Source organism: Natronosalvus halobius, from assembly GCF_024138145.1.
Lineage (GTDB): Archaea > Halobacteriota > Halobacteria > Halobacteriales > Natrialbaceae > Natronosalvus > Natronosalvus halobius.
Genome location: NZ_CP099997.1, coordinates 1862736 through 1888443 on the forward strand (window position 1 = coordinate 1862736; position 25708 = coordinate 1888443).

A 25708-nucleotide genomic window follows, 5' to 3' on the forward strand; every position below is an offset into this window, starting at 1 on the left:
ACTAGTCGGCGTGTTCTCGCACCGTCGCGTACGCCTCCTGGACCCGCTGGAACGATTCCTCGTCGCCGCCGTGGTCGGGGTGGACGGCTTTGACCCGCTCGCGGTAGGCCTCGCGGATCGCCTCCGCGTCCGCCGTCGTCGAGACGCCGAGGGCCTCGTAGGCCCGCTTCAGGCGGCCCTCGACGGTCATCGTCCCGTACTCGCGCTCGTGCTCGAGGGACGGTACCTCGAACGGGAGTCGATCGGCCAGATGGACGCCAGGCATCTCGTGTTCGGCCAGGATGAGGTGCGTGCCGGTGCACGCCTGGAGCCGGACGAACGCCTCCGCGTCGAAGGTGACGGCGACGTCACGGTCGGGCAAATAGAACGCCACCGTCTCGGCTGCGTCCTCAAGTTTCCACTCCTCGAGGTAGCGTTCGTCGATCTCCTGCAGATACGTCCGAATCTCGCCACGGCGTCGTCGCTCGCTCGAGTACTTGCTCTCGCTGGTGGTGACGCGACTCGGGAACAACCGTTCGCCGACGACGAAGAGCGTCGCGGCGACCCCGGTGAAAATCCCGCCGAGGACGAGCCCCCACAGAACCGCCGGCGGGATCACCTCGAGGACGCTCGTTGGCACGGACCACCGTAGTCGCCGGAGGATAAAGAACCGCTCGCTCGCGAGTGGCCGAACCGACCCGGACGGTGACGTCACTGAAGCAGACGCGACGGCGGCACGACCGAGGTAGACGCGACGGAGACGACTCCGTCACCAGGATGGGGCGCAACGGAGAGAGCCCAGGGACTCAGCCGAAGTACCGCAGGTCGTCGTCGTTCGGAACGTCCATCGCCTGCTGTTGCTGTTCCATCTCCTGGATCTTGCCGATGACCTCCTCCATCTCGTCGGCGCGCTCGTCCAGGGGGTCGTAGTCGACATCGAACCCGAGTCGTGCCTCGAGCACCTCCAGGACGGCACGAGCGCTCTTGGGATCGACGAGGTAGCCACTGGTCTCGCCCATGAGACAGGTCGCCTCGAACCCGCGACGCTCCCCGATGCCGAGCAACAGCCCAGAGACACCGACGATGCCGCCCGCCGGTTCGTCTTCGCGGAACTCGACACCGACGTCCTCGAGGGGTTCGATTAGCGACTCGTCGGTGACCGCACCGAGGACGGCGTACTCGTCGATGAGCTCGCCCGTCGGAACGCCGCCGAGGGCGTACAACTCCGTCGCGTCGAAGTCCTCGGCGACGTCGAGAAACGCGTCGGTGAGGACGTAGTGGCCCGCGTTGGTCTGGGCCTGGTGATCGCCCGTCAGGACGAGCACGTCTCGGCCCTCCTCGGGCGTCACCGCGTGGACCTCCGCGCAGGTCAGACTGGTGACGCCGTCTTCGACCGTCACCTGTGGCGGGAACTCCTGGGAGTAGATCCGCCGAACGAGGGTGCTCTCGGCCTCGAGTTCCTCGAGCAGGTGGTCGGCGACGAGTTTCCCGACGTGGCCGACGCCGGGTAGTCCCTCGATCAACACCGGTTCGTCGAGTGTCGTCTCGGCGACCGCCTCGATATCGAGTTCGTCCATACCGTATCAGCGGACGCGACGTTTAAGAGCACGTCGGTACTCTCCGTTTCGATCCTCGGGGTCGAACGGCGCGGGGGCACTGTTGACCGCGTCGGCACCGCACTCGGGGCAGGAATCAGAGAGCGTGTAGACCGGCCGGTCGTGAACCGACTGCCAGGCCGAACAGATGCGAATGTCGGATTTCATCGTCGAAAAACGGAACCGGCTACTCGTCGTCGGTTCGTCGCTCGCGGTGGTACTCGCCCTCTCCGCCCTCGGCTTCGATCGCATCGACCGCTCGTTCGGCGCTGGCCTCGAGGACGCTCTCGGCGGTCTTGTAGTTCGGCGCACGGACCTTGATCCGGTACTCGGGCGCCCCGACGTAGGTCACGTCGAGTTCGACGCCGTCGGGGATCTCGCCGTTCCCCTCGGCGGCCTCGAGCGCCGATCGAATCCCGTCGACGCCGCTCGGGGAGGGATTTTCGAGGTCGACGTAGCCGGTGACGTTGACGTACGGCACCGAGACGTTCTCGCGGGCCGCCTCCACGATGGCGTCGCGCTCGTCGTCGTCGAGATCCGTGTCCTGGAGAGCCTCGTCGCCGTGGATGGCCGCCTGTTTGAACCCGTCGTAGAGCGTGCCGTACGCACCCAGAAGTTCGTTGGCGATGCCGATGTACTCCTCGTCGGCGATGTCCTCGCCGAAGGCGATCTCCATCCAGTTGTCGGCCTTTTGCTCGTTTTTCCACTCCTGGATCTTGTCGGAGCGCTGGTGGTCGTTGACGTCCTTGAGCGAGAGGTCGATCTGCTCGTGGGACTCGTCGACGTCGAGGACCTTGCAGACGGCGATCTGGCCCTCTCGAACGTGATCGCGGACGTTCTTGATCCAGCCGCTGGCAACCTCCGAGATGTGGATCAGGCCGCGCTTGTCCTGGTACTCCTCGAGGTCGACGAACACGCCAAAGTCCTCGATCTCGTCGATCTTGCCGACGACGAGTTCGCCCGGTTCGGGCCAGCCGCTGTACTTCATCGTGACTCGACGGTTTCGAGGATTTCGTGGTCGATCTCGGCCTTCCCGCCGGTGGGGACGGCGAGCGTGGTCCCACAGACGGCGCAGGCGACCTCCGAGGCCGCCTTGCCGAAGACGATCTGTTCGTTCTCACAGTCGCTGCATCGGACGCGGTAGTAGCTTCCTGCCATTGAAATCACTCCTGGAACTCGAGTCGGCCGGCGCGCCATCCCTCGCGGAGGTGGGCCTTGCCGCACTCGTTGCAGCGGTACTTGAGGTCGGTCTTTTTCGTCGGTTTGTTCCCACTTGGCACCTTCGAGAACTTTCCGGAGTTTCCGATCGTCGAGAGCTTCCGGGCACGCTGTCGGTCGGCAATCTGCTTCATGCCGGTCTGGCGGCCGGTTCGGACCTTCTCGACCTCGTGCTGGTGGTGGGCCTGGCAGTGCGGACAGTACGTATTGAAACGGCGTGGCATCTGCATCGTTAACTCACTTGGAGTGGGCTAAGAGAGCCCCGTTTAAAACCCGTTTGGTTCGCCGTCGACGCTCCGCGCTCGTTTCGTTGCTACCGACGCCGACAGAGACGTCGCGGGACGAGAGCCAGGGGGTGCTTCGAAGCGCTTAATTCCCCATCGTGCGAACCGCCGGGCATGAAGCGGCTCATCATCCACGGGGACCCCGGCATTCGAAAGGGCGCGGTCGTCGAACACGACGGGGAGGAACTGGTGTGTTTCGGCATCAGTCGCAACGGCGAGTGGCACGGACCCGACCGGGTCCAGCTCTGGTGCACCGTCGGCGAGGAAGGCGAGTTCGAGGACTTCCAGCGCCGCAACTTCACGCCCCACTGGCTCGATGTCGTCCGCGCGGACGCGAGCGAGATTACAGTTCTCGAGGCGAAAGGCGACCTCTTCGTCTGAGTCGTCGAATCGTGGGTCAGGTACCGCGTTCGACTCACCCGAGTGCCCCCGCCCCCCTTCGACCAACGTGGCCGCAAGAATATGTCGTCGGCTTTCTTACCTACTCGCTTAGTTGTTCGTTCGCGCGTCCGTAAGTACCTGTTCGACGATTACCTGGGGTCGACGGGTCGGTTCAGACTGGGCCAGTGTACTCGAGACGGCCGGTAGAAACCCACACACGGCACCCGAATCACAACCCTTAACTACCGTACCGGATTATCATGAGCCAGCGGGATGGGATAGCCAGGAGATTCCGGCGGGCTCATAACCCGCAGATCGGTAGTTCAAATCTACCTCCCGCTACTTTTCAGGAACACGACCCGACGAGCGTAGCGAGGAGGCCGTGTCCCTGAAAAGACGACGAGTAGATTTGAAGCAGGGAGCGGCTTCTCCGTGACCGTGGTTCAAATCTACCTCCCGCTATGTTTTGTCGCGAGCAAATTTGCGAGCGGCGGAAACAACACGAGTAGTTTGAACGAGAGAAGGCCGTGAGCGTAGCGAGCGGTCTTTTCGTGGTTCACATCTACCTCCCGCTGCTTCGACGCAATACTGTTCGTAAGCGACAATAACGAGTAAACAAACGAGTGACGACTGCGAGGGCGGTGCGAGCAGTCTTCGCCTCGTCTACGTCCCGTTCAGATAGCGACATCGAACGCTCCAGTTTCGGTAGAAGCGTCACAGCGTGAGCCGGTAGCCTTGCGGACATAGAGAATTTGGCGGCGAAAATTCGGCAGACAGCGACCGTGTTCCTGGACAGGTAGAAATCGATTCATCGGTTGCGATCCAAATCGTGCAAACGAAAAATGTTCGCCGGTTGATTGAAATCCAGTACCACGTCAGTTTCCAACATGTATCAAAAGCAATATTCGTGAGGAATGGACGTTCATCCAATTATACGGTCGAAGATCGTTCCCATGATTGAGAAATGGTCAGTGAAGGCAACAGTCGGAAGCTATTTATGTAATTAGTATCTGTACTCTTACTATGCCTCATAAAGACTTGAAGGCACCCGGCGCCCACCGCCGGGAGGTGCTACTGCTTGCAGGTGCTGCAGGTGCTGCTGGACTTGCAGGCTGTATGAGCGGTGACGATAACGGTAACGGCAACGGGAATAACACCGGTAACGGCAACGGCGACGATGACGACGACGACGTCAGCGACGACATCAGCGATCAGGCCGACGTGAGCGACCGGGAGATCCAGCCCGACTGGATCGCGCCCTCCGCCTCCGAAGCCCAGGACCTGAACCCGCTTCGAATCAACGACACGACGTCGTCGGCTCGACTCGCGCCGCTGCTCGACGGCCCATACGGCCTCGACGAAAACGACGAGTTCTACGGCTACTGGTTCGAAGACTACGAAACCGAGGACAACAAGACGTGGACGTTCCACCTCCGCGACAACCTCGAATGGGGCGACGACTACGGTCAGATGACAACCGAGGACTGGGTCTTCCACATCGAGAACGTCGCTCAAAACGAGGACAACTGGGCCGCTCACGTCAACCAGTCGAACTGGGACGACGTCGAGAGCGTCACGGCAGTCGACGACACGACCCTCGAAATCGAGATCGCGGCAGCGGATCCACTGTTCGTTCGGCAGCCGACCTTCTGGGGAACGTACATCCTGCCGAAGGGGCTCGTCGAACCGTACTTCCAGGACTATCAGGACGGAAACGAGGAGGCCGGTGAGGAACTCAACAGTTCCGACGCCGTCCAGCAGCTGACGTACACGGGGAACCTCGGTCCGTACACGTTCGAGGAACGAGCCGTCGAGGACCGTTTCGTCGCCGTCCGTAACGAGGACTACTACAAACGCGGCGACGACGAGGACTGGGAGGACGCACCGTACTTCGACCAGTATACGATCAACATCCTCGAAGAGGAGAGCACGCGACTCGCGGAGTTCGAGACGGGTGGCCTCTCGACGGTCGGCATCCCGGCCGACCAGGTCGAGAACTACCAGGGTCAGGACGACTACACCCTCGTGGAATCCGCGACGCCGTACTGTAGTATCCTCGCGTTCAACCAGCGCGCAAACGGCTGGGAGGAACTGCGAAAGCGCGAAGTTCGACGCGCCCTCTCGATGGCCATCGACAAGGAGACGGTCGCCAACGACATCTACCGCGGATACGCGATTCCTGCGCAGACGTTCCAGCCGGAGTACTCTGACTTCTACGACGACAGCGAGGTCGACCCCGTCGGCGTCGGCGATACCTACGACGTAGACGAGGCCCGGTCGCTGCTCGAGGAGAACCTGAGCGACGGATACAGCTACGACGGCGACGCGCTCCTCGACCCCGACGGCGATCAGGTCGTCCTGTCGTTCGTCTACACGAACGGGTCGCCGCTCACCGAGGACTCCGCGCGATACATTGCGGACGCGCTCGGAGGCCTCGGCATCGACGTCGACTCGAACGGCGTGCCGTTCAACACGATGCTCGAGCAGTACGCGATGGTCGCCGAGGATGGCGAGCCACAGGGTATCTTCAACGACCCCGAGGCGGAGGATCCACAGGCGCTGTCCAGCGCCCGGGAGTGGGATATGATGTGGGGAATTGGATTCAACACGTACCCACGGTCTCCGGGATCGATCGCCGCCTTCTGGACGGCTTCGTCCGGAACCAACTTCTACGGCTACGTCCCCGAAGAGGACCTCGGATCGATGATCCAGGAAGGAGCGACGGCGACCGACGAGGCCGAACAACAGGAAATCTTCGCCGAAGTGTTCGGCATCCTGAGCCGCGACCTCCCGGTCAACTTCATGCACTTCCAGGACGACATCTACGGCTACCAGAACGAGGTCGTCTTCACCGAGGATCCGTCCCCGTCATGGGGGTACAAGAGTAACTCCTGGTGGATGACCGACGACCCGCACAACTGAGCTGCGGGGCCACTAACGGATAGCCGCTCACCATCGACGGTATCGACGCCGCTTGCCCGATTTGCCCCGGTTCGCTACCGGGCAGGGTTTCTGCGTATCGGCTATCCTTTTTTGATCGTGAACATACACATCGAAGGACACATATCACACCACTCAATTAATGCAAATATCGATCATGTACGTTAGAGCAAACAATCACCGCGGCACGCTCGGACACCGCTCGGGGGGGTGGTCGAGATGAGTATGACGTGGTACATCGGTCGTCGACTGGCCTGGGCGCTCCTGGCGTCGTTTATCATCATGAGCGTCACGTTCGGCTTTCTGACGGCCTCGCCGAACCCGGCGACGAGTACGGTCGCCTGGGAAGCCGCCCAGGAGGGGGACAATCCGGAGGACGCGATCGAGACCTACGAGCAAACGCGGGGGGAAAATCGACCGCTGAGCGAACAGTACATCGATTTCATGGTCTCGATGTACACGCTCGACTGGGGTGATTCCTATACCTACGACACGGACGTCATGGAGGTCATCGGCAACTCCTGGGTGTACTCGGCGCTCATCGTAGTCCCCTCGACGATCATCGCGGTCGTGGTCGGTTTCGCCGTCGGGATCTACTCCTCGACGCACCAGTACACCAAGTCGGACTACGCCGCGACGTTCTTCGCGTTCTTCGGCATCAGCGTCCCGAACTTCTGGCTATCGATCATGCTCATCCTCATCTTCGGGGTGATGTTACAGTGGTTACCGGCCAGTTACTCGCCCGACAGGAGCATGGCGTTCTGGTCGCTCGAGCACGTAAAGTACCTCATCATGCCCATCTTCGTCCTTACGACGGCGGCGGTCGCCTCCGAGATGCGATACGCACGGGCGGAGACACTCGAGTACGTCAACGCGGAGTGGGTCAAGAGCGCTCGAGCGAAGGGGGTTAGCGAGTGGCGGATCATGTACCACCACATCTTCCGTCCGGCGACGCCGGTGTTGATCACCATCTTGGTGGCCGACTTCGTCGGGATCATCTTCTCGACGGCGTACATCGTCGAGGTGATCTTCGGCATCCCCGGACTGGGGCTGGTCAGCTACAACGCGTTGATTCGGATGGATACGCCGCTGGTCCTGGCGACGACGCTGGTCCCGGTTATCCTGGCGATTCTCGCGAACCTGCTCCAGGACATCCTGTACACCGTGCTCGATCCACGAATTAGCTACGAGGCGAGAAACTGATGGCAACTGATACGACCACATCCGACGCACTCGAGGTCACGTCCATCGACTGGGAGGAGTACGACCAGGGACGGTTCAGACTGGACCGTCGAACGATCGGTACGTACGGATCGCTCCTGCTGGTCGGATTGCTCTGGCTGTACGATTACTTCTTCATCCCGGAACGGCTCCCGATCGTCGACGTCAACCTGGGACTGTTCGAGCTATCGTTCAACCCGAACAACGTCGACTGGCTGTTCCTGATGACGCTCGTCGCCGTGTTCTGGTTCGTCGTGGCGCCGCTGTGGGAGAACAAGCGGATGACGATGTACTACTGGAAGAAATTCAGGCAAAATACCGCCGCCGTCTTGAGCCTGTACTTCCTCTCGGGCATCTTCCTCGTCGGCGCCCTCGGTCCGCGTATCATTGGGCAACCCGAGCCGGACTGGGGGAATCTGCTCGTTCCGCCGGTGTTCTTCGGGGGCACCTGGGCCCACCCCTTCGGCACCCACCGGACTGGCGAGGACATCCTCGAGATCGTCGTCGCCGGGGCCGAAGTGAGCTTCCAGGTTGGACTCATCGCGACGCTGTTCAGCGTCGTACTGGCAGCTATCGTCGGTGCCACGGCGGCCTTTATGGGTGGCTGGGCCGACGCCCTGCTGATGCGGTTCGTCGACCTGTTGATGACGTTCCCGACGTTCTTCCTGATCATCCTGTTGATCTACATCTACGGCGGGAGCCTGTTCTTACTCATCATCATCCTCGCGTTCACCGGTTGGGGCGGGACGGCCCGGCTAATCAGGAGCGAGGCGCTCCAGCGAAGCGAGGAGGAATACATCAGCGCCGCGGAGGCGGCCGGGGCGAGCCGGGCGTACATTATCCGGCGGCACATCCTCCCGAACGTCTCGAACACGATCATTACGGCCGCGACCCTGCTGATTCCCGGCATGATCCTGACGGAGGCGATCATCGCGTTCCTCGGGTTCGGCGATCCCGACGTCTGGTCGTGGGGTCGGATTATCGCCGCGGGCCGAGGAAACCTCGCTGACGCGTGGTGGATCGCGACGATTCCAGGAATTTTCCTGTTCTTCACCGTGCTGTCGTTCAACTTCCTCGGTGACGCACTTCGAGACGCACTCGACCCACGACACGAGACAGAACAATGACTGACGATTCACTACTCTCCGTTCGCGACCTGCACACGGTGTTTCACACGGACGAAGGCACGGTTCACGCCGTCGACGGCGTCAGCTTCGACGTCGAGCGCGGTGAAACCGTCTGTATCGTCGGCGAAAGCGGGAGCGGGAAGTCCGTAACCACCGAATCAATCACTCGAATCCTCAAGATGCCGCCAGGAGAGATCGCCAGCGGAGAGATCGTCTTCGACGGCCAGGACGTAACGGCTATGTCGGACAAGGAGATTCGCCGGATTCGAGGCGGGCGAATCAGCCACATCTTCCAGAACCCACAGAGCGCACTCAATCCGGTGTACACCATCGGCGCCCAGATACGCGAGGCGATCAACACTCATCAGGATCTCTCGAAGGCGGCCGCCCGCGAACGATCGATCGAACTGCTCGACGAGGTCGGCATTCCGGAAGCGGCCTCCCGTGTCGACGACTATCCCCACGAGTTCAGCGGCGGAATGAAACAGCGGGCGATCATCGCGATGGCGCTCGCGTGCGAACCCGACCTCCTGATCGCCGACGAACCGACGACGGCGCTCGACGTCACCATCGAATCGCAGATTCTCGACTTGCTGATGGACCTCCAGGAGGAGTTCGACATGTCGATCGTTTTCGTCACGCACGACCTCGGCGTCGTCGCCGAGATCGCCGACCGCGTCATCGTCATGTACGCTGGGAAAGTCATGGAACGGGCCGACGTCTACGAACTCTTCGACAACCCGGCCCACCCCTACACGCGAGCCCTGCTCAAGTGCCTCCCTGGCAGCAGCGGAACGATCGAACCGATCGGTGGGACGCTTCCGAGTGTCCTGAATCCGCCTGACGGCTGCCGGTTCGCCGATCGGTGCCCCTACGCGATCGACGACTGTACCGTCGGGGATCAGCCGGACCTCGTTCCCGCGACGACCGGCGAGCACACCGTCTCCTGTCTCTACTACCACGACGGCTACGACGAGTCGGTCGTCCTCGAAGAGCGCCCCCAGAACGGCGCGAACGCGACGCGCTCACGGCCGGTTTCGGGCCCCGGAGGTGATCGTCGATGAGTGCTCCGGGTCCGAACCCGCTCCTCGAGGTACGCGACCTCGAGAAGCACTACCCGATCACGAAGGGCATTCTCAAGCGCGAGGTCGGGCGCGTCCGCGCCGTCGACGGGATCGACATCACCGTCGAGCGCGGACAGACGGTCGGCCTGGTCGGTGAGTCCGGCTGTGGCAAGTCGACAGCCGCGACCACCATCCTCCAGCTCGAGAAGGCGACGGGCGGGCAGGTCCTCTTCGACGGAGAAGACGTCACCGAGTTCGGAAAGCGGGACATGAAGCGGTTCCGTCGGCGCGCCCAGATGATCTTCCAGGATCCGGACTCGAGTTTCGACCCGCGGATGTCGATCGGCGAATCGGTGGCCGAACCGTTGCTCGTCAACGGGATGGACGACCGACAGCGGCGACGACGGATCGTCGAACAGCTCCTCGTCAGGGTCGGCCTACAGGCGTCGGACGCGGATCGCTATCCCCACGAGTTCAGCGGTGGCCAGAAGCAGCGAATCGCGCTCGCCCGGGCGCTGTCGGTCAATCCCGACCTCCTCGTCGCCGACGAGCCGGTGTCGGCGCTGGACGTCTCGATCCAGGCGGAGATCCTCTCGATCATGGAAGAACTCCAGACGGAGTTCGGTCTGGGAATCCTGATCATCAGCCACAACCTCGGCGTCATCCGGGAGATCTGTGATCGCGTCGGTGTGATGTACCTCGGCCAGATCGTCGAGGAGGGGCCCACCGAGGAGATATTCAACGATCCACAGCACCCCTACACGCGGGCGCTGATCTCCTCGATTCCGGTCCCCGACCCGCACCTGAGCCGCGACGACGTCGCGCTATCGGGGGACGTCCCGAGCCCGTCGAACCCACCGAAGGGATGTCGGTTCCACACCCGCTGTCCCGAAGTGATCCAGCCCGACGCGTACGACTTCGACCAGGAGACCTGGCGGCACGTCATGGACTACAAGTACCGCGTCCAGGACGGATCGCTCGACGCCGAATCGATTCTCGAGAGCGTCGTCACGGAGGAAGACGCGTACGACGAGCCGAACGAGGTTTCGTTCGAGCCGTTCGAATCGCGACTTCGGTCGGAGTTCTCGATTCCGGCTCCGCTTCCCGACGAGCGGGCCGAGGACGTCTTCGATCGGTCGGTACGCTCCGTCTACGACGGGGACCTCGAGGCGGCGGCGTCGCTCCTTCGCGAGGAGTTCGGGACCGTCTGTCGCCAGGAGACGCCGGCGGAGGTTCACGTTGCGTCCGACCACCGGGCGGTCTGTCACCTCGCGGAAGCGGAAACCACGGTCGAAACGCCGGCTCGCTCGAGCGATTGACACTGGTTCGGAGTTCGGAACTGTTTTTCAGCAGTTTTCAACCGATCGTCCAGCGGTTTTCGAGGGTTTTCCCGGTTGTCCAGTGGTTCACCAACAGCCTTTCGACCGATTTCTCGGACGGCGAAAATCGAGATGTTCCGGCAATGGGAGTCGAGAGGAACGTGAGAACAGCTCTCGCTCGAGGCGAGGACGCGCGCGTTCGACGCCGGATCGAGAAGTGCTTCGGCCGCAGCCCACGACGCAAATGGCCGCGACGGGTGGTGGTCGGTTCAGGTGATCGTCACCCGCACTCGTCACTCCAGTTCGACCTCAATCGTCGCCGTCTTCGTCCACGATGACGACCTCGCCATCGACGACGTCGACGTTGATCAGCGTCTTCACGTCGTAGCCCGCGTCCGCAACCTTGTTCTCGCCACCGACTTTCTTGATGACGGCAACGGTATCGACGACTTCGGCCCCAATTTCGTCGAGCGCCCCGAGGACAGCTGCGAGCGTGCCGCCAGTCGAGAGGACGTCGTCCAGGACGAGCACGCGCTCGCCCTCGTAGACGTCGTTGATGAACATCTCGTTCTCCGAGTAGCCGGTTTTCTGTGAGATAGAGACCTCGCCCTCGAGGCCGTACTCGCGCTTGCGGATGACCGTCAGCGGGATGTCGGTCATGAGCGAGACGGCCGTCGAGATGTGGATGCCCATCGCGGCCGGGGTGACGATCCGATCGACGTCCTCCAGGTCGGCCTTGCGCGTGATGCGGATGACGATCTCGCGGAGGAGGGAGGGGTCGAGTTTGGGGACGCCGTCGCTGATGGGGTGGACGAAGTAGTGGTAGCCGTTCTTCTCGATGATGGGGGCCTCGAGGAGCGACCGTTTCAACTGATCCATGTCGTGGATGGGGGAGATATCGAGTAAAAGGTGACGATACGCGCTCGCCCCTCGACCCTGGACGACCTCGAAGCGAGCGTTCTCCTGTGTGCGCTAGCTCTACCGCCTGTACTCTCGTTACCGTCCGTAACTCAGCTCCGGCGGTTCGTCGCCGTGGCCGACGCGCATGTTCCGTTCGTAGTAGATGTGAGCGGCCGCCGTCGCGGTGATCGTCACCGAGAGGAGGCCCGCCCAGGCGAGTTCCGACAGCATCGTGAGCGGGTAGATCCCGAGCCAGAGCGCGGCCACGAGCGCACAGCCGATCGCACCCAGCGAGAGGTACAGCTCGCGCCAGGCGAACTCGCGGCCAGGGACGATCTCGAGGTAGACGTTGAGATCGCTGGTCCGATCGGTCGGTTCGATGACCCCGTCGTCGGAGTCGAATCGAAGGATACCGGCGGTGTCCATCTTCGGGAGGTGTGTCTGCTGAAGCGTCGTGTAGACGCGCTTTCGTTGCTCCGGGGTGACGCCCTCGAGAGTGGTCTCGTACTCCCAGGCGGCGACCTGCTGGGCGAGGTCGCCGAGTTCGACTGGTCGGCCGTCCTGTTTCAAAAACTGAAGGACGTAGCGCCGTCGCTGGTTGCGGAGGACTTCGAAAATTTCGCCCTTCGAGAGCGTGCTCGGCCGGCCGGGTCGGTCCATCTTCATCGTCACCTCGCGACACCAGCCATGGGGGGAGAGATCGTCATCGATTGACGGCAAGAACGCCACGTATATAATTCTCGTGACGGTCGCTTTCGACGACAGGTTAATCGATTGAAAATATCAACCAGGCATCGGAAGATGGCACTACCCGACATCGTCCCGTCTCTCAGCCGACGACGACGACGGCCAGAGATCGAGCGATTTCGTCCGCCAGGTCGGCCTTCACACCCGAAAACTTCGCGACGTCCTCGGCGTGGACGAGGAGCGCTCGAGTCCGGTCGCCGCCCATGACGCTCGCGTCGTTGGCGACGACGAAGGCCGCGTCGACGCGCTCTAGTACCTCTCGTGCGGCGTCGATCATCGCCTCGTCCTCGCCGCTCGTCTCTGCCTTGAACGCAACGATGGGCAGATCGGGACGAGCCTCGCGCACCCGATCGATGAGTTTCGGCGTCGGCTCGAGGTCGAGAGACAGCTCCTGGCCGGAGCGAAGCTTCGCGTCGCTGGCGTCGACGGTGTAGTCGCCAACGGCGGCGGCCGAGACGAGGGCGTCCGCCTCGGTGCAGGCTTCGAGCGTCGCCTCGAGCATCTCCGCGGCACTCTCGACGGCTCGGACGTCGGCGTAGGGGACGTCGTCGCCGTCGTGGATCAGCGTCACGTCGGCTCCGAGGACGTAACACGCGCGAGCGACGGCCCGACCCATCTTCCCCGAGGAGCGATTCGTCAGCACGCGGACGGGGTCGATCGGCTCGCTGGTCGCGCCGCTGGTGACGACGACGTGGCGCCCCTCGAGGGGTCGGTCGCCCATGGCCCGCGCGACCGCACAGACGATGGCCTCCTCGGCGGCGATCTTGGCCTTCCCCTCCTCGACGCGCGGGTCGACGAAGTCGACGCCCCAGGACTCGACGCGCTCGATGGCCTCGAGTACGCCCGGATGGCCGTACATCGGTTCGTGCATGGCCGGGGCGACGACGACGGGTACGCCCGCACCGAGGGCCGTCGTGGCGCAGGTCGTGACCGGAGTGTCGTCGACCACGCTGGCGATTTTGCCGACGGTGTTGGCCGTGGCCGGTGCGAGCAAGAGGACGTCGGCCCAGCCGTCGTTCCCACAGAGGGCGACGTGTTCGACCCCGCCCGTAATTTCGGTGACGACCTCGCTCTCGGTCGCGAACTCCAGTGCCCATGGGTGGACGATTCCCCGGGCACTGTCGGTCATCACCGCGCGGACGCTCGCCCCCTGCCGGCGCAACTCGTGGGCGAGTTCGACCGTCTTGACGGCCGCGATCGACCCCGAAACCCCGAGCGCAACGTTGACTCCCTCGAGCATTCTCGGTTGGACTTCGGCGGGAGGTGTAAAATGCGTATGGATCGCCGTCGAGCGCCGACGATGGGCGACGGTCTTTCGGTGCGCGGACGAATCAGTCGCGAGCGACGCTCGGGTGCATCGTCGGCTCGGCCTCGAGTGGCTCCGCGAACGCCTCGAGCATCCGTTCTCTCGCCGTCTCGTCCCGCTCGCGTCGCTCTACGTCGTCGATCTCTTCACAGGCCGGCGGCACATCCCGATCGCGGCCCGTGAAGTAGCCCTCGGGGGCGACCCAGTCGTGGTAGAAGGGAACCCCAGAGTCGTGAATCGCGGCGAGGCCGACCTTCGAGCCATGGCCAGCAGCGACGATCGCCTGGTGGGGCTCACCTGCGAGCCGTCCCGCAGCGTAGACGCCGTCGACGGCCGTCCTGCCCGCCTCGTCGACGCTGACCACGTACTTGCTCCCGCGCTGTTCGCGACCGACGTCGAGGGGCGTGAGATACTCGCTGTCGGCCCAGGAGGCGGCGATCACCCGGCGCGCCTCGAGCGGTTCGCCACCGTCAGTCTCGAGGACGAACCCGGCCTCGGGATTCCGGGAATCGCGTTGCTCGACGCGCGTAACGTATCCGAGTTCGAACTCGGCGCCGGCGTTCCTGGCGTGCTCACGGACGAGTGCGAGGTATCGGCGGGCGTCGACGCCGTCGGGGAACCCAGGGTAGTTCTCGAGGCTGGCGTTGCGCGCCAGGATCGATTCGCCCCCGTCGATCACGAGGGTGTCCAGTCCGTTGCGGGCGGTGTAGATGGCCGCCGAGAGGCCGGCGACGCCGCCGCCGACGATGCAGACGTCTTGCATACTCGATGTGGACGAGAGCGGTATAGAAACGCTCCGACTCGAGACGGGCGTGCTCTGAACGATGCGAGTTGACGGTGGTTCGGCGGAGGTGGAGCAGCCGCTGCGGCGACAATGACACAACAACTCGCCGCATGCCCGACGCTTTATACGATCGACGGCCAACAGAGGGGTATGGCTACCGAGCGCGGCGTCGACCCCGCCGCCGACTCTCGAGCGACCTACGACTATCGGAGCGACGATGTCGACCGACCCGCGCTCGTCGAGGACCTCGAGCGCGTCGTCGAGGGCGACGTCCGCGCGGACTCGTACTCCCGTTCCCTCTACGCGACCGACGCGAGCATCTACGAGAAGACGCCCATCGCCGTCGTCTTCCCGACCTCCACGGCCGACGTCGCCGCCGTGATGAACTACTGTGCTCGCCGCGAGATTCCCGTCCTCCCGCGCGGCGGCGGGACCAGCCTCGCTGGCCAGAGCGTCAACGAGGCCGTCGTCCTGGACTTCACGATCGACATGGACGCCCTCCTCGAGGTCGATCCCGACGCCCGACGAGCGACTGCACAGTCCGGAATCACGCTGGGACGGCTCAACGAGGCCGTCGCCCCCCACGACCTGAAGTTCGCGCCCGACCCCGCCTGGGGCGACAAGAGCGCCCTCGGCGGCGCCATCGGCAACAACTCGACGGGGGCCCACTCTCTGCAGTACGGCAAGACCGACGCCTACGTCGAGGAGGTGGAAGTCGTCCTCGCGGACGGCACCGTCACCCGCTTCGGCGAGGTCGCCCTCGCGGATCTCCCCGACCTCGCCGACGGCGACGACCTCGAGTCGCAAATCTACGCCGAAGTCGCCCGCATGCTCGAGGAGGAAGGCGAGCTGATCGCGGATCGGTACCCCGATCTCAAACGAAACGTCTCGGGGTACAACCTGGACTGGCTGCTCGAGGACGCCCGCGGAGCGATTCGAGAGGCCGGCGAACCCGACGCCGACGGCGGCACGATCAACCTCGCGAAACTCCTCTGTGGCAGCGAGGGAACGCTCGCCATCGTCACCGAGGCGACCGTCGCCCTCGAACCGATTCCCGAGACCAAGAGCATGGCCCTGCTGGCCTACGACAGTGTGCTCGAGGCGGTCGCCGACGTCGAATCCATCGTCGCACACGACCCCGCCGCGGTCGAACTGGTCGACGACGTGCTGATCGACCTCGCGCGCGGGACCGCGGAGTTCGTCGAGGTGACCGAGATGCTTCCGGAGGGCACAGGTGCAGTCCTCCTCGTGGAGTTCTACGCCGAGGACGACACGGACGGGAAACGGAAAGTCGCGAACCTGCTCGCCGATCGGTGTCCGACCGTCGCGACGGCCGTCGACGCCGACCCCGCCGACGAACGCCCCGTCCTGGAAGCCGACGTTCGCGCGTTCGACGCCCTCGAGGCCTACGACGAGGTCACCCGGGCGAAGGTCTGGAAACTCCGCAAGTCCGGCCTCCCGATCTTGCTCTCGCGAACGACCGACGAGAAGCACGTCGCGTTCATCGAGGACACCGCCATCCCGCCCGAGCACCTCGCCGCGTTCGTCGCCGACTTCCAGGCGGTGCTGGAAGCCCACGACACCTACGCGAGTTTCTACGCCCACGCCGGCCCCGGCGTCCTCCACATCCGGCCGCTCGTGAACACCAAGACGGAATCGGGGCTCGAGAATATGGAATCGATCGCCGACGCCGCGACGGACCTGGTCGTCGAGTACGACGGGTCGGTCTCGGGCGAGCACGGCGACGGGCGCGCACGCACGCAGTGGAACCACAAACTGTACGGCGACGAACTCTGGGAGACCTTCCAACGACTGAAGACGGCGTTCGACCCCGACTGGCTCCTGAACCCCGGCCAGGTCGTCTTCCGCGAGGGCGATCCCACGGCGATGACCGAGCATCACCGCTTCGGCCCCGACTACGCCTTCGACCCCGACTTCGACCCCGAACTCGAGTGGGACGTCGACAACGGCTTCCAGGGGATGGTCGAACTCTGTCACGGCTGTGGCGGCTGTCGGGGCGACCAGTCGACGACCGGCGGCGTGATGTGTCCAACCTACCGGGCCAGCCGTGAGGAAATCACGAGCACGCGCGGGCGGGCGAACGCCCTCCGACAGGCGATGAGCGGCGACCTCGAGCCCGGTGAGGCCTTCACCGACGAGTTCCTCGACGAAGTCCTCGACCTCTGTATCGGCTGTAAGGGCTGTGCGATCGACTGCCCCAGCGAGGTCGACATGGCGAAACTCAAGGCCGAGGTGACCCACGAGCACCACCGGCGACACGGATCCAGCCTGCGCGACCGCCTGTTCGCGAACGTTCACGCCCTCTCCCGGTGGGGTTCCCGGCTGGCTCCGCTGTCGAACCTCGGACCGAAGATACCGGGTGCACGGCGGGTAATGGAGGCCGTCGCCGGCATTAGCGCCGACAAACCCCTGCCCCGGTTCCACCGGCGAACGTTCACCAACTGGTTCCAGGACCGTGGCGGCACCCTGCGACCGCTGTCGGGAGCGACGCGGAAGGCGATCGTCTACCCGGACACGTTCACCAACTACAACAACCCCCAGGCGGGAAAAGCCGCCGTGCGCGTCCTCGAGGCGGCCGGCGTCCACGTCGCGGTGCCGGACGACCTCGGCGATACGGGCCGTCCCGCGTTCTCGAAGGGCTTCCTCGAGCAGGCGAGAGCGACCGCCCGAGAGAACGTGGAGACGCTCGAACCAGCGATCGAGGACGGCTGGGACGTGGTCGTCCTCGAGCCCTCCGATGCCGTCATGTTCCAGTCGGATTACCTCGAACTCCTCGGCGAGGACGCTCGTCCGCTCTCGCAGGCGACCTACGGGATCTGTGAGTATCTCGACGCGTTCGACCTGGACGAGGCCCTCTCGTTTGCGCCGGGGAACGAGACACTGACCTACCACGGCCACTGCCACCAGAAGGCGACCCGGAAGGACCACCACGCCGTGGGGGTCCTCCGGCGGGCGGGCTACCGCGTCGACCCGCTCGATTCGGGCTGTTGCGGGATGGCCGGCAGTTTCGGCTACGAGGCCGAGCACGCCTCGATGAGTACGGCCATCGGGCAGATTCTGTACGACCAGGTCGAGGAGAGCCCGGGTGAGCGGGTCGTCGCCCCCGGTGCCTCCTGTCGCACCCAGCTGGCAGGCCGTGGACGGAACCACGCCCGACCACAGACGCCCATCGAGTGCCTCGAGGCAGCCCTGGGGACACAATCGAAGTATTAAAGGCCGAATCGTGGGGAGATACGTGTACGAATGATCGAGGTACCTCTCCAGACGATCGACAACCTGCTGCGCCCCATCCACATGGGCCACGCCCTCATCGGGTTGCTCGTGCTCGCGATCCTCGGGACGCTCCCGCTGAAGTCGATGAAGATCATGGGCATCAACCTCGCCGCACTGGGTGCGCTGTTCCTGCTGGTACCGACGAGCCTGACCGACAACATGGTCGTCTTCCGCCTGATCGGCGTCGTGTTGGTGCTGGTCGGCCCAATTCTCTACGCCGGCGGTCGATAGTCGATAGGACTCGAGTCGTTTTGGTATCCGTTCTCACCATCTCTTCTCCGATACGTTGCTTCCGAGGATCGATCGACGGCTCGAGCGTCCGCTATGCACGAGCCGTGCGAAGCACCTATACTATAGTTTTTGAAGTGTATCCAGGAAGTCGGAGCCGCCGCGCCGTCACTCGAAGACGGCGACCAAATCCCCTTCCTCGAGCGGACTGGACCCATCGGCCTCGTACGTCTCGACATCGTGGGTCTCAGCGCGAACCCTGGCCGCACCCGTTTCGTCGACGGCGTAGGCGACTCCACTGTATCCGATATCAGCCTGCCACTCGCCGCCGTCTTCGTCCGCGCCGTGTGTGGCGCCCGCGGCTCGCTGGCAAAACATCACCGTAATCTCCTCGTCCCACCCGAGAAGGTGCTGCTCCCGAACGCTGGTCGCGACGTCGAAGATATATCCCGAGTTCGAATCGCACAGCACGTCGTGCGTGATGTAGGCTTCTTCGAAGTCCGCGACGTACTCGAAAATTGCATCGTCGTCGAACGACTTTGGCGGTCCGGGATACGGAATCGTGGCCGCGGTTTCGTACTCGCGCGTCTCGTCGCCGCGCTCGAGTTCGACGGTCTCCGATTCCTTCGTACACTCCGGCCGTTCCACCTGACCGTCGAAGGCGGTGGCGACGGATTTCGCGTCGATCGTTCGGGAGTTGCGGTCGGTATCGGAGCCGGAACTCGGATCGGTCTCGTTTTCGTCGCCCGTATCGGTGCCGTTCTCCGTCGAATCGTCGGTATCCCCGTCACTACTGCCCGCCGGCGACTCGTCGAGACAGCCGGCGATGGTAACTGCCGTGCCGAGCGCAGCGATCATCGTTCGTCGATGCATGGACCGAGAATGTGTTAGCGATCCCATATAATTGGCCCAAGGTGAAATCCGTGTTTCACCCGGCGGCGCTGCGTGTGAGCCAACGGTCGCCACCCCCGCCGCTCTCCACCCAGTGCCGCCCGCTCAACCGATGTACAGCGTCCCCCGCCCAACCGGCGTAAGCTCCGCCCTCTATCGACGACAGCGCCGCCTGCTCAATCAACGTACAACGAGTACGCGATTACCAGAAAGCCCCCGAGCACGAGCAGACTCTCGATCAAAACGCCCACGGCCAGCGCCACCTCGAGTACCTCGAAGAGCACGCCGGCGAGGACGAACCCGAGCGTTACGACGCCGAACCCGACCGCGAGCAGACCGAGTTCCCGCCGTCTGGTTCGCCGGTAGGCCTTGAGCGTCAGGAACGTGATCGTCCCGCCGACGACCAGGATCAGCGTCTTGACGATCGTCAGTGCGATCATCACGGTCACGTCGCCGGGTGCGTGCGGATTCATCACTAGAGTTCCTCGCGGACTTCCGACCAGAGGTCGGCCAGACGCTCGTCGGCCGTCCGCGGCGGGCGCTCGATTCTGGCGCCCAGGGTGTTGTCGTCCTCGAGTACGAGCGTGATTTCGGAGAAGGCGACCCCGTACTTGCTCGCGTGGTGGCCGTCGCGTCGAATCTCGGTCGACTCTTCGAGCAGGGTCGCCTCCGTCAGCGACTCGAGTTTTCGGTACAGCGTCGACTGTGGGATGTCACAGCGGGCGTTGAGTTCTGCGGCTGTCATGGGTTCGTCGAGGTGGCGGATGATTTCGCGGCTATCGGGATCGTCCAGGGCGGCGCAGATGTCCTCGGCCGAGGGGGCGACGTCCGAGGTGAGTGGATCCCGAACCATTCGCGTGGAAATTCGAAGAAGCAGCCTTTAATCCCATCGGTCGAGGAGACGACACGACCCGAATACGTTCGTGGCGATTCGCGCCGTCGATCACGCAGACCTCGAGCGCGAGTCCGCCGAGTTCGAGTTCCTCGTCGTTTATTCAGGCCTCGAGCGCGAGTCCGCCAAGTTCGATCGCCTCGTCGACGTCCCGGTCGTCGTGGACGACCGCGGCGACCGCGCGGGCGATTCCCTCGGGGTCCTCGTGCTGGAAAATCGACCGACCCATCGAGACGCCCGCACCGCCGGCGTCCACGGCTCCGCGGACCATCTCGAGGGTCTGGCGGTCGGTGCCGCGCGAGCCGCCGGCGATGACGACCGGGAGCCGGGTAGCCTCGACGACGTGTTCGAAGCTGTCGGCATCGCCGCTGTAACCGGTCTTCACGACGTCGGCGCCGACCTCCTCGGCCAGGCGGACGGCGTGACCGAGCGCCTCGGGGTCGTCGCCCGCGACGTCGGGGCCGCGCGCGTAGGCCATCGCAAGGACCGGCACACCGAAACGAGCGGCTTCGCTGGTCAGTTTCGAGAGATCCTCGAGCTGGCCGGGCTCGTGGGTCGAACCGACGTTGATGTGAAAGGAGACGGCGTCGGCACCAGCCCGGATCGCGTCCTGGACGGTCCCCGTGAGGCGCTTGTCGTTTTCGTCCGGTCCGATGGTCGTCGAGGCGTTGAGGTGGACGATGTAGCCCGCGTCGTTCTTGCTCGAGTGGACGCGCGGGGCGATGCCGCGCTGGGTCAAGACGGCGTCGGCGCCGCCGCGCGTGACCGCGTCGATGGTCGATTCGATGTCTTTCAGGCCCGTGACGGGGCCGAGCGTGATCCCGTGGTCCATCGGAACGATGACGTACCGCCCGTCTGTTCCGATACGGTCGAGTCGTGCGTCGAGTCCGGCTGTCGAAGTCATATTGCGAATGAGTAGCAAACTGGTGGTTATGGCTGTTCTGGTTGCGGTACGTTTTCCGGGTTCGCCCCGCGGGCGGCGCCCTCGGCGAGTTCGCGCGCCTTCGTCTCGAGGCGGGCCGCGGTTTCGGCGGTCGGTTCATCGTTCTCGTGGCCCTCGGCGACGATGTCGACCAGGGCGCTCCCGACGATGATCCCGTCGGCCCCCGAGGCGACGATGCGCTCGGCGTGCTCGCCGGTCTTGATGCCGAAGCCGACCGCCTTCGGGACGTCCCAGTCGGCCAGTCGTTCGAGGCTCGCGTTGGTTTGATCGGAGACATCCTCGCGCGCGCCGGTCGTCCCGAGTCGCGCCTGGACGTAGACGTACCCCGAAACGTGTTCGCGCATCCGGTCGAGGTGCTCGCCGCGGGTGGTCGGGGCGACGATGAAGATCAGATCGAGGCCGAACTCGTCGCACGCGTCGCGCAGCGGGTCGGCCTCTTCAGCGGGCAGGTCGGGGACGACGAATCCCTCGAGGCCGACCTCGGCGGCGCGTTCGACGAACGGTCTGGGACCTCGTTCTTCGCCAAATTGGTAGATCAGGTTGTAGTACGTCATACACACCAGCGGCGCCTCGACCTCGAGGTCCTCGACGAATTCGAAGAAGCGTTCGGGGGTCATCCCACCCTCGAGTGCCCGGATCACGGCCTCCTGGATCGTCGGTCCCTCCGCGATCGGTTCCGAGAACGGGAGGCCGAGTTCGATCACGTCCGCGCCGCCGCGGTCCAGGGCCTCGACGTACTCGAGGGAGGCCTCGTAGGTCGGGTCACCCGCCGCGAGGTACGGGACGAACGCGGGGCCATCGGCGAACGCCGCGTCGATGCGCTCGCTCATCGAAGCCCTCCCTCCTTCGCGAATACCGACAGGTCGGGCGCGGCCTCGAGCCCTCGTTTCTCGGTCTCCTCGATCACCGTCTCCAGGTCCTTGTCGCCGCGACCGGAGACGGTGACGACGACCGAATCGCCGAGCACTTCGTCGGCGTCGTCGCGCCCGGCGGCCTCGTGAAGGAAGCCGAAAGCGTGGGCGGTCTCGAGCGCCGGGATGATCCCCTCCTCGGTCGAGAGCCGGTGGAACGCCTCGAGCGCGGCGTCGTCGTCGACGGTGACCGGCGTCACCCGGTCCGACTCCACGAGGTGGGCGAGTTCGGGGCCGACGCCGGCGTAGTCGAGGCCGGCGGAGACGCTGTGTGATTCCATGATCTGGCCGTGGGAGTCCTGCAGGAGGTGCGTTCGCGCGCCGTGGAGGACGCCCTCGGTACCCGTCGAGAGCGTCGCGGAGTTGGGCGCGACTCCTGCATCTTCGTCGACCTCGAGCGAGGAGCCGCCGGCTTCGACGGCGTAGAGCGACACGGATTCGTCGGCGGTAAAGTGGTGAAACGCACCCATCGTGTTCGATCCACCGCCCGCGCACGCGAGCACCGAATCCGGCAGCGAGCCGATCTGCTCGAGACACTGATCGCGCGCTTCCTCGGAGATCACCGACTGAAAGTCCCGGACCATCGCCGGGAACGGGTGGGGGCCGACGACCGAGCCAATGACGTAGTGGGTGTTCTCGACCGTCTGGGACCAGTCGCGCATCGTCTCCGAGATGGCCTCCTTGAGCGTTCCGCGACCCGCATCGACCGGGTTCACCTCGGCCCCATTGATCCGCATCCGGAAGACGTTGGGTCGCTGGCGGTTCACGTCCGTCCGACCCATGTATATCTCACAGGGCATATCCAGATGGGCGGCGGCCATCGCGGTCGCGGTCCCGTGCTGGCCCGCGCCGGTCTCGGCGATGATTCGCTCCTTGCCCATGTACTTCGCGAGTAGAACCTGCCCGAGGGCGTTGTTCAGTTTGTGCGCGCCACCGTGGACCAGGTCCTCGCGCTTGAGGTACACGTCGCGGTCGTAGCGCTCACTGAGTCGGTCAGCCCGCTGGAGTGGCGTCGGTCGTCCCCCAAAGTCCCGGAGTCGCTGCCGGAACTCGTCCATGAAGCCGTCCTCGTTCGCGAGGACGTACCGCCGGTAGGCGTCCTCGAGTTCCTCGAGGGCGGGCATCAGCGCCTCGGGGACGTACTGGCCGCCGAAGCGGCCGAAGCTTCCGTCCTCGAGAGGCCGATCGTCCCCCTCGTGTTCGGTTTCGTTCTCGCGCCCAGCTGGGGTGCGTTCGGTGCCGTCGTCGCTCGCCTCTAGCTCGGTCATGTCGTATCAGTCTCCGCCGTCGTCAGCCGCCGGGTGTTCGCACGCACGTCGCCGTCCATCTCGCCCGCGTGATCCATAATTGCGCTCCCGACCAGGAGGGCGTCGGCGCCCGCCTCGCGCATTCGCCGAACGTCCGACGGCGTCGAGATGCCGCTCTCTGCGATCAGCGTCACGTCGTCGGGGACGTGGGGCGCGACCGACTCGAAGGTTTCGAGGTCGACCTCGAGTCGAGCCAGGTCGCGGTTGTTCACGCCGACGATATCGGCGCCCGCCTCGAGAGCCGCCTCGAGTTCCGCCCGATCGTGGACCTCCACGAGGACCTGGAACCCTCGGTCCCGCGCGGCCGCGAGCAGCCCCGTGAGGTCGTCGACGAACCGGGCGATCAGGAGCACGAGGTCGGCCTCCACGAGGTCGAGGTGGGCTTCCTCGAGCACGAAGTCCTTGCGCAACACGGGGACGTCGACGGCTGTTCGAACGTCTCGAAGCGCGTCAGCGGAGCCGCCGAAGTGGGTCGGTTCGGTGAGGACGGAAATGGCGGCCGCGCCGCCCGCGACCATCTCTCGAGCGAGAGTGGCCGGGTCGTCGTCCCGAACCCCGTCGCTCGTGGGGCTCGTCGGTTTTACTTCCGCGATGATCGGCACCCGCCCGTCGGCTTCGGCCTGGTCGAGCGCGCGTGCAAACGAGCGCGGGTCGACGTCCAGAACCGCATCGGCCCCGCCGCGTTCGCCGGCCGACTCGAGGATCGACCAAACGGACGGCGCAAGGTCGCCAGTGGTTTCCATTATCGTACACTAATGTACTAATCTATACATAAGGCTTGCGGGACGCGTGCAAATATCTAACCCACCGGTACCGTATTATGCCCCGTCCACCACACGACGACCATGCACGTCACCCTCTCGCCCTCGAGCGTTCGCGGGACCGCCCGCGCCCCGCCGTCGAAGAGTTACACTCACCGAGCCATCCTGGCCGCGGGCTACGCCGACGGGGCGACCGTCCACGATCCGCTCTGGTCGGCCGACACCAAGGCGACGGCGCGCGCCGTCGAGGCATTCGGCGGAGACGTCCTGCAAGCGAGCGGCAACCGCCTCGAGGTCGCGGGCTTTAGCGGCCGACCCAACGTCCCGGAAAACGTGATCGACTGTGCTAACAGCGGCACGACGATGCGCCTGGTCACCGCGACCGCGGCACTGGCCGACGGGACGACCATCCTCACGGGCGACGACTCGCTCCGCTCGCGCCCGCAGGGACCGCTGCTCGAGGCGATCGACGACCTCGGTGGCGAGGCGTTCAGCACGCGGGGGAACGGCCAGGCACCGCTGGTCGTGACCGGCCCGGTTTCGGGAAAGCACGTCTCGATTCCCGGCGACGTCTCCTCGCAGTACGTCTCGGCACTGCTGATGGCCGGCGGCTTGGTAGAGGACGGCCTCGAGATCGACCTCGAGACGGAACTCAAGTCCGCACCCTACGTCGACGTGACCCTCGAGGTCCTCGAGGACTTCGGCGTCGCTACCCGGCGCACGGACGACGGGTTCGCCGTCGACGGTGGACAGTCTTACGACCCGGCAGACGGCGAGTATCACGTCCCCGGCGACTTCTCCTCGATTTCGTACCTGGCGGCCGCGGGCGCTGTCGCCGGCGACGAAAGCGTCCGCGTCCAGGGCGTCTATCCGAGCGCCCAGGGCGACAGCGCCATCCTCGAGATCCTCGAGCGCATGGGCGCCGACGTGGCCTGGGACCGAGAGGAGGGGGTCCTCGAGGTCTCCAGGAGCGACCTCGAGGGCGTCGAGGTGTCGGTCGCAAACACACCCGACCTGCTGCCGACGATCGCGGTTCTGGGCGCCGTCGCCGACGGTGATACCCACATCACGAACGCCGAACACGTCCGCTACAAGGAGACCGACCGCGTGAGCGCGATGGCCGAAGAACTGGGAAAGATGGGCGTTCGGACGACGGAGGAGCGCGATTCCCTGACCGTCCACGGCGACGACTCCTCGCTCGAGGGCGCGGCGGTCGACGGTCGGGGCGACCACCGGATCGTCATGTCGCTGGCCGTCGCGGCCCTCCAGGCGGAGGGCGAGACGCGCATCGCAGGTGGCGAACACGTCGACGTCTCGTTCCCGTCGTTCTTCGACGTGCTCTACGATCTGGGGGCGAGCCTCGAACGGTCGGCGTAGGTCGAGTCTCGACCGCTCGTCGTCGGCCGAGTTTCGAGCGGTGGTCAGCCTCGAACAGTAGACGGTCTCGAGCGGCTGATCGAGGCGACGCAGCGAGCCAAACGACTGGTCGTCTATGTGCGAATTCCTTTAAGTGCCTCTCGTCACAAGGTAGAGCTATGAAGGGCATTTTGGTAGCGCCGACGTTCCACACTCGATAGCGGAGGCCCTGCGTCCGACGTGCGAACGTATCACTCGAG

General features: G+C 64.5%; 26 protein-coding genes and 1 tRNA gene. 10 read left to right on the plus strand and 17 right to left on the minus strand.

From position 1 onward, the window contains the following. Position 1: 1 nt before the first annotated feature. The 6 genes from NGM15_RS09175 to NGM15_RS09200 form a co-directional block, all read right to left on the minus strand. Positions 2 to 619, minus strand: a complete 618-nt coding sequence (locus tag NGM15_RS09175) for a J domain-containing protein (protein ID WP_253429830.1) — start codon at positions 617 to 619, stop codon at positions 2 to 4. Between the two features lie 166 nt (positions 620 to 785). After that, positions 786 to 1556 carry a proteasome assembly chaperone family protein gene (locus NGM15_RS09180; protein WP_253429833.1) on the minus strand — a complete coding sequence of 257 codons (771 nt, stop codon included), beginning with the start codon at positions 1554 to 1556 and terminating at the stop codon, positions 786 to 788. 6 nt (positions 1557 to 1562) lie between these two features. Next, positions 1563 to 1742 (minus strand): RNA-protein complex protein Nop10, encoded by a 180-nt coding sequence (locus NGM15_RS09185; protein WP_253429836.1) that lies wholly within the window; start codon positions 1740 to 1742, stop codon positions 1563 to 1565. A 19-nt stretch (positions 1743 to 1761) separates the two neighbouring features. Next, positions 1762 to 2562, minus strand: coding sequence for a translation initiation factor IF-2 subunit alpha (locus tag NGM15_RS09190; protein ID WP_253429839.1), 801 nt, complete (start codon positions 2560 to 2562; stop codon positions 1762 to 1764). After that, entirely contained in the window at positions 2559 to 2732 is a 174-nt protein-coding gene (locus NGM15_RS09195; protein ID WP_253429843.1) for a 30S ribosomal protein S27e, read from the minus strand. Before NGM15_RS09195 ends, NGM15_RS09190 begins: the two co-directional genes overlap by 4 nt. Before the next feature lie 5 nt (positions 2733 to 2737). Then, positions 2738 to 3022 (minus strand): 50S ribosomal protein L44e, encoded by a 285-nt coding sequence (locus tag NGM15_RS09200; protein WP_253429845.1) that lies wholly within the window; start codon positions 3020 to 3022, stop codon positions 2738 to 2740. Between the two features lie 168 nt (positions 3023 to 3190). Here NGM15_RS09200 and NGM15_RS09205 point away from each other — a divergent pair, with 168 nt between their 5' ends. The 7 genes from NGM15_RS09205 (at position 3191) to NGM15_RS09235 (ending at position 11128) form a co-directional block, all read left to right on the plus strand. Next, complete coding sequence (locus tag NGM15_RS09205; RefSeq protein WP_253429848.1) at positions 3191 to 3457, plus strand: HAH_0734 family protein; 267 nt, start codon at positions 3191 to 3193, stop codon at positions 3455 to 3457. Positions 3458 to 3724: 267 nt separating this feature from the next. After that, positions 3725 to 3799 (plus strand) — tRNA-Met (locus NGM15_RS09210). A 681-nt stretch (positions 3800 to 4480) separates the two neighbouring features. Further along, the gene (locus tag NGM15_RS09215) at positions 4481 to 6379 is read left to right on the plus strand and encodes an ABC transporter substrate-binding protein (protein WP_253429850.1); all 1899 of its coding nucleotides are present in this window, start codon (positions 4481 to 4483) and stop codon (positions 6377 to 6379) included. A gap of 237 nt (positions 6380 to 6616) precedes the next feature. After that, the gene (locus tag NGM15_RS09220; RefSeq protein WP_253429853.1) at positions 6617 to 7600 is read left to right on the plus strand and encodes an ABC transporter permease; all 984 of its coding nucleotides are present in this window, start codon (positions 6617 to 6619) and stop codon (positions 7598 to 7600) included. Then, positions 7600 to 8745, plus strand: a complete 1146-nt coding sequence (locus NGM15_RS09225) for an ABC transporter permease (RefSeq protein WP_253429856.1) — start codon at positions 7600 to 7602, stop codon at positions 8743 to 8745. Before NGM15_RS09220 ends, NGM15_RS09225 begins: the two co-directional genes overlap by 1 nt. After that, positions 8742 to 9809 carry an ABC transporter ATP-binding protein gene (locus NGM15_RS09230; protein WP_253429859.1) on the plus strand — a complete coding sequence of 356 codons (1068 nt, stop codon included), beginning with the start codon at positions 8742 to 8744 and terminating at the stop codon, positions 9807 to 9809. The genes NGM15_RS09225 and NGM15_RS09230 overlap by 4 nt, the downstream gene beginning before the upstream one ends. Beyond that, a complete protein-coding gene (locus NGM15_RS09235) occupies positions 9806 to 11128 on the plus strand; it encodes an ABC transporter ATP-binding protein (RefSeq protein ID WP_253429862.1) in 1323 nt (440 codons plus the stop codon). Before NGM15_RS09230 ends, NGM15_RS09235 begins: the two co-directional genes overlap by 4 nt. A gap of 309 nt (positions 11129 to 11437) precedes the next feature. On the opposite strand, the gene hpt is transcribed toward NGM15_RS09235, so the two are convergent. From hpt to NGM15_RS09255, 4 genes are all read right to left on the minus strand, one after another. Further along, positions 11438 to 12007: a hypoxanthine/guanine phosphoribosyltransferase gene (gene hpt, locus NGM15_RS09240; RefSeq protein ID WP_253429865.1), complete on the minus strand. Its 570-nt coding sequence runs from the start codon at positions 12005 to 12007 to the stop codon at positions 11438 to 11440. 117 nt (positions 12008 to 12124) lie between these two features. After that, complete coding sequence (locus NGM15_RS09245; RefSeq protein WP_253429868.1) at positions 12125 to 12694, minus strand: DUF7344 domain-containing protein; 570 nt, start codon at positions 12692 to 12694, stop codon at positions 12125 to 12127. A gap of 163 nt (positions 12695 to 12857) precedes the next feature. After that, positions 12858 to 14015 (minus strand): bifunctional phosphopantothenoylcysteine decarboxylase/phosphopantothenate--cysteine ligase CoaBC, encoded by a 1158-nt coding sequence (coaBC, locus tag NGM15_RS09250; RefSeq protein ID WP_253429871.1) that lies wholly within the window; start codon positions 14013 to 14015, stop codon positions 12858 to 12860. A gap of 91 nt (positions 14016 to 14106) precedes the next feature. Continuing rightward, positions 14107 to 14844, minus strand: a complete 738-nt coding sequence (locus tag NGM15_RS09255; RefSeq protein WP_253429874.1) for an NAD(P)/FAD-dependent oxidoreductase — start codon at positions 14842 to 14844, stop codon at positions 14107 to 14109. A 171-nt stretch (positions 14845 to 15015) separates the two neighbouring features. Here NGM15_RS09255 and NGM15_RS09260 point away from each other — a divergent pair, with 171 nt between their 5' ends. Continuing rightward, positions 15016 to 18099, plus strand: a complete 3084-nt coding sequence (locus tag NGM15_RS09260; RefSeq protein WP_253429877.1) for an FAD-binding and (Fe-S)-binding domain-containing protein — start codon at positions 15016 to 15018, stop codon at positions 18097 to 18099. A 30-nt stretch (positions 18100 to 18129) separates the two neighbouring features. Next, positions 18130 to 18390: a DUF8006 family protein gene (locus NGM15_RS09265; protein ID WP_253429880.1), complete on the plus strand. Its 261-nt coding sequence runs from the start codon at positions 18130 to 18132 to the stop codon at positions 18388 to 18390. Between the two features lie 165 nt (positions 18391 to 18555). Here NGM15_RS09265 and NGM15_RS09270 read toward each other — a convergent pair whose 3' ends face one another. The 7 genes from NGM15_RS09270 to trpC all read right to left on the minus strand — a co-directional run bounded on the left by NGM15_RS09270 (position 18556) and on the right by trpC (position 24074). After that, complete coding sequence (locus NGM15_RS09270; protein ID WP_253429883.1) at positions 18556 to 19260, minus strand: hypothetical protein; 705 nt, start codon at positions 19258 to 19260, stop codon at positions 18556 to 18558. Positions 19261 to 19454: 194 nt separating this feature from the next. Next, on the minus strand, positions 19455 to 19751 hold the full coding sequence (locus NGM15_RS09275) for a DUF7521 family protein (RefSeq protein ID WP_253429885.1): 297 nt from the start codon (positions 19749 to 19751) through the stop codon (positions 19455 to 19457). 2 nt (positions 19752 to 19753) lie between these two features. Next, positions 19754 to 20131, minus strand: coding sequence for a winged helix-turn-helix domain-containing protein (locus NGM15_RS09280; protein WP_253429888.1), 378 nt, complete (start codon positions 20129 to 20131; stop codon positions 19754 to 19756). 142 nt (positions 20132 to 20273) lie between these two features. After that, entirely contained in the window at positions 20274 to 21074 is an 801-nt protein-coding gene (locus tag NGM15_RS09285; RefSeq protein ID WP_253429891.1) for a 2-amino-3,7-dideoxy-D-threo-hept-6-ulosonate synthase, read from the minus strand. 26 nt (positions 21075 to 21100) lie between these two features. Then, positions 21101 to 21943: a tryptophan synthase subunit alpha gene (gene trpA, locus NGM15_RS09290; protein WP_253429894.1), complete on the minus strand. Its 843-nt coding sequence runs from the start codon at positions 21941 to 21943 to the stop codon at positions 21101 to 21103. Beyond that, positions 21940 to 23292 (minus strand): tryptophan synthase subunit beta, encoded by a 1353-nt coding sequence (gene trpB / locus NGM15_RS09295; protein ID WP_253429896.1) that lies wholly within the window; start codon positions 23290 to 23292, stop codon positions 21940 to 21942. The genes trpA and trpB overlap by 4 nt, the downstream gene beginning before the upstream one ends. After that, on the minus strand, positions 23289 to 24074 hold the full coding sequence (gene trpC, locus NGM15_RS09300; RefSeq protein ID WP_253429899.1) for an indole-3-glycerol phosphate synthase: 786 nt from the start codon (positions 24072 to 24074) through the stop codon (positions 23289 to 23291). Before trpC ends, trpB begins: the two co-directional genes overlap by 4 nt. A gap of 102 nt (positions 24075 to 24176) precedes the next feature. Here trpC and aroA point away from each other — a divergent pair, with 102 nt between their 5' ends. Then, positions 24177 to 25469, plus strand: coding sequence for a 3-phosphoshikimate 1-carboxyvinyltransferase (gene aroA, locus NGM15_RS09305; protein WP_253429902.1), 1293 nt, complete (start codon positions 24177 to 24179; stop codon positions 25467 to 25469). The last annotated feature ends 239 nt before the right edge of the window (positions 25470 to 25708 follow it).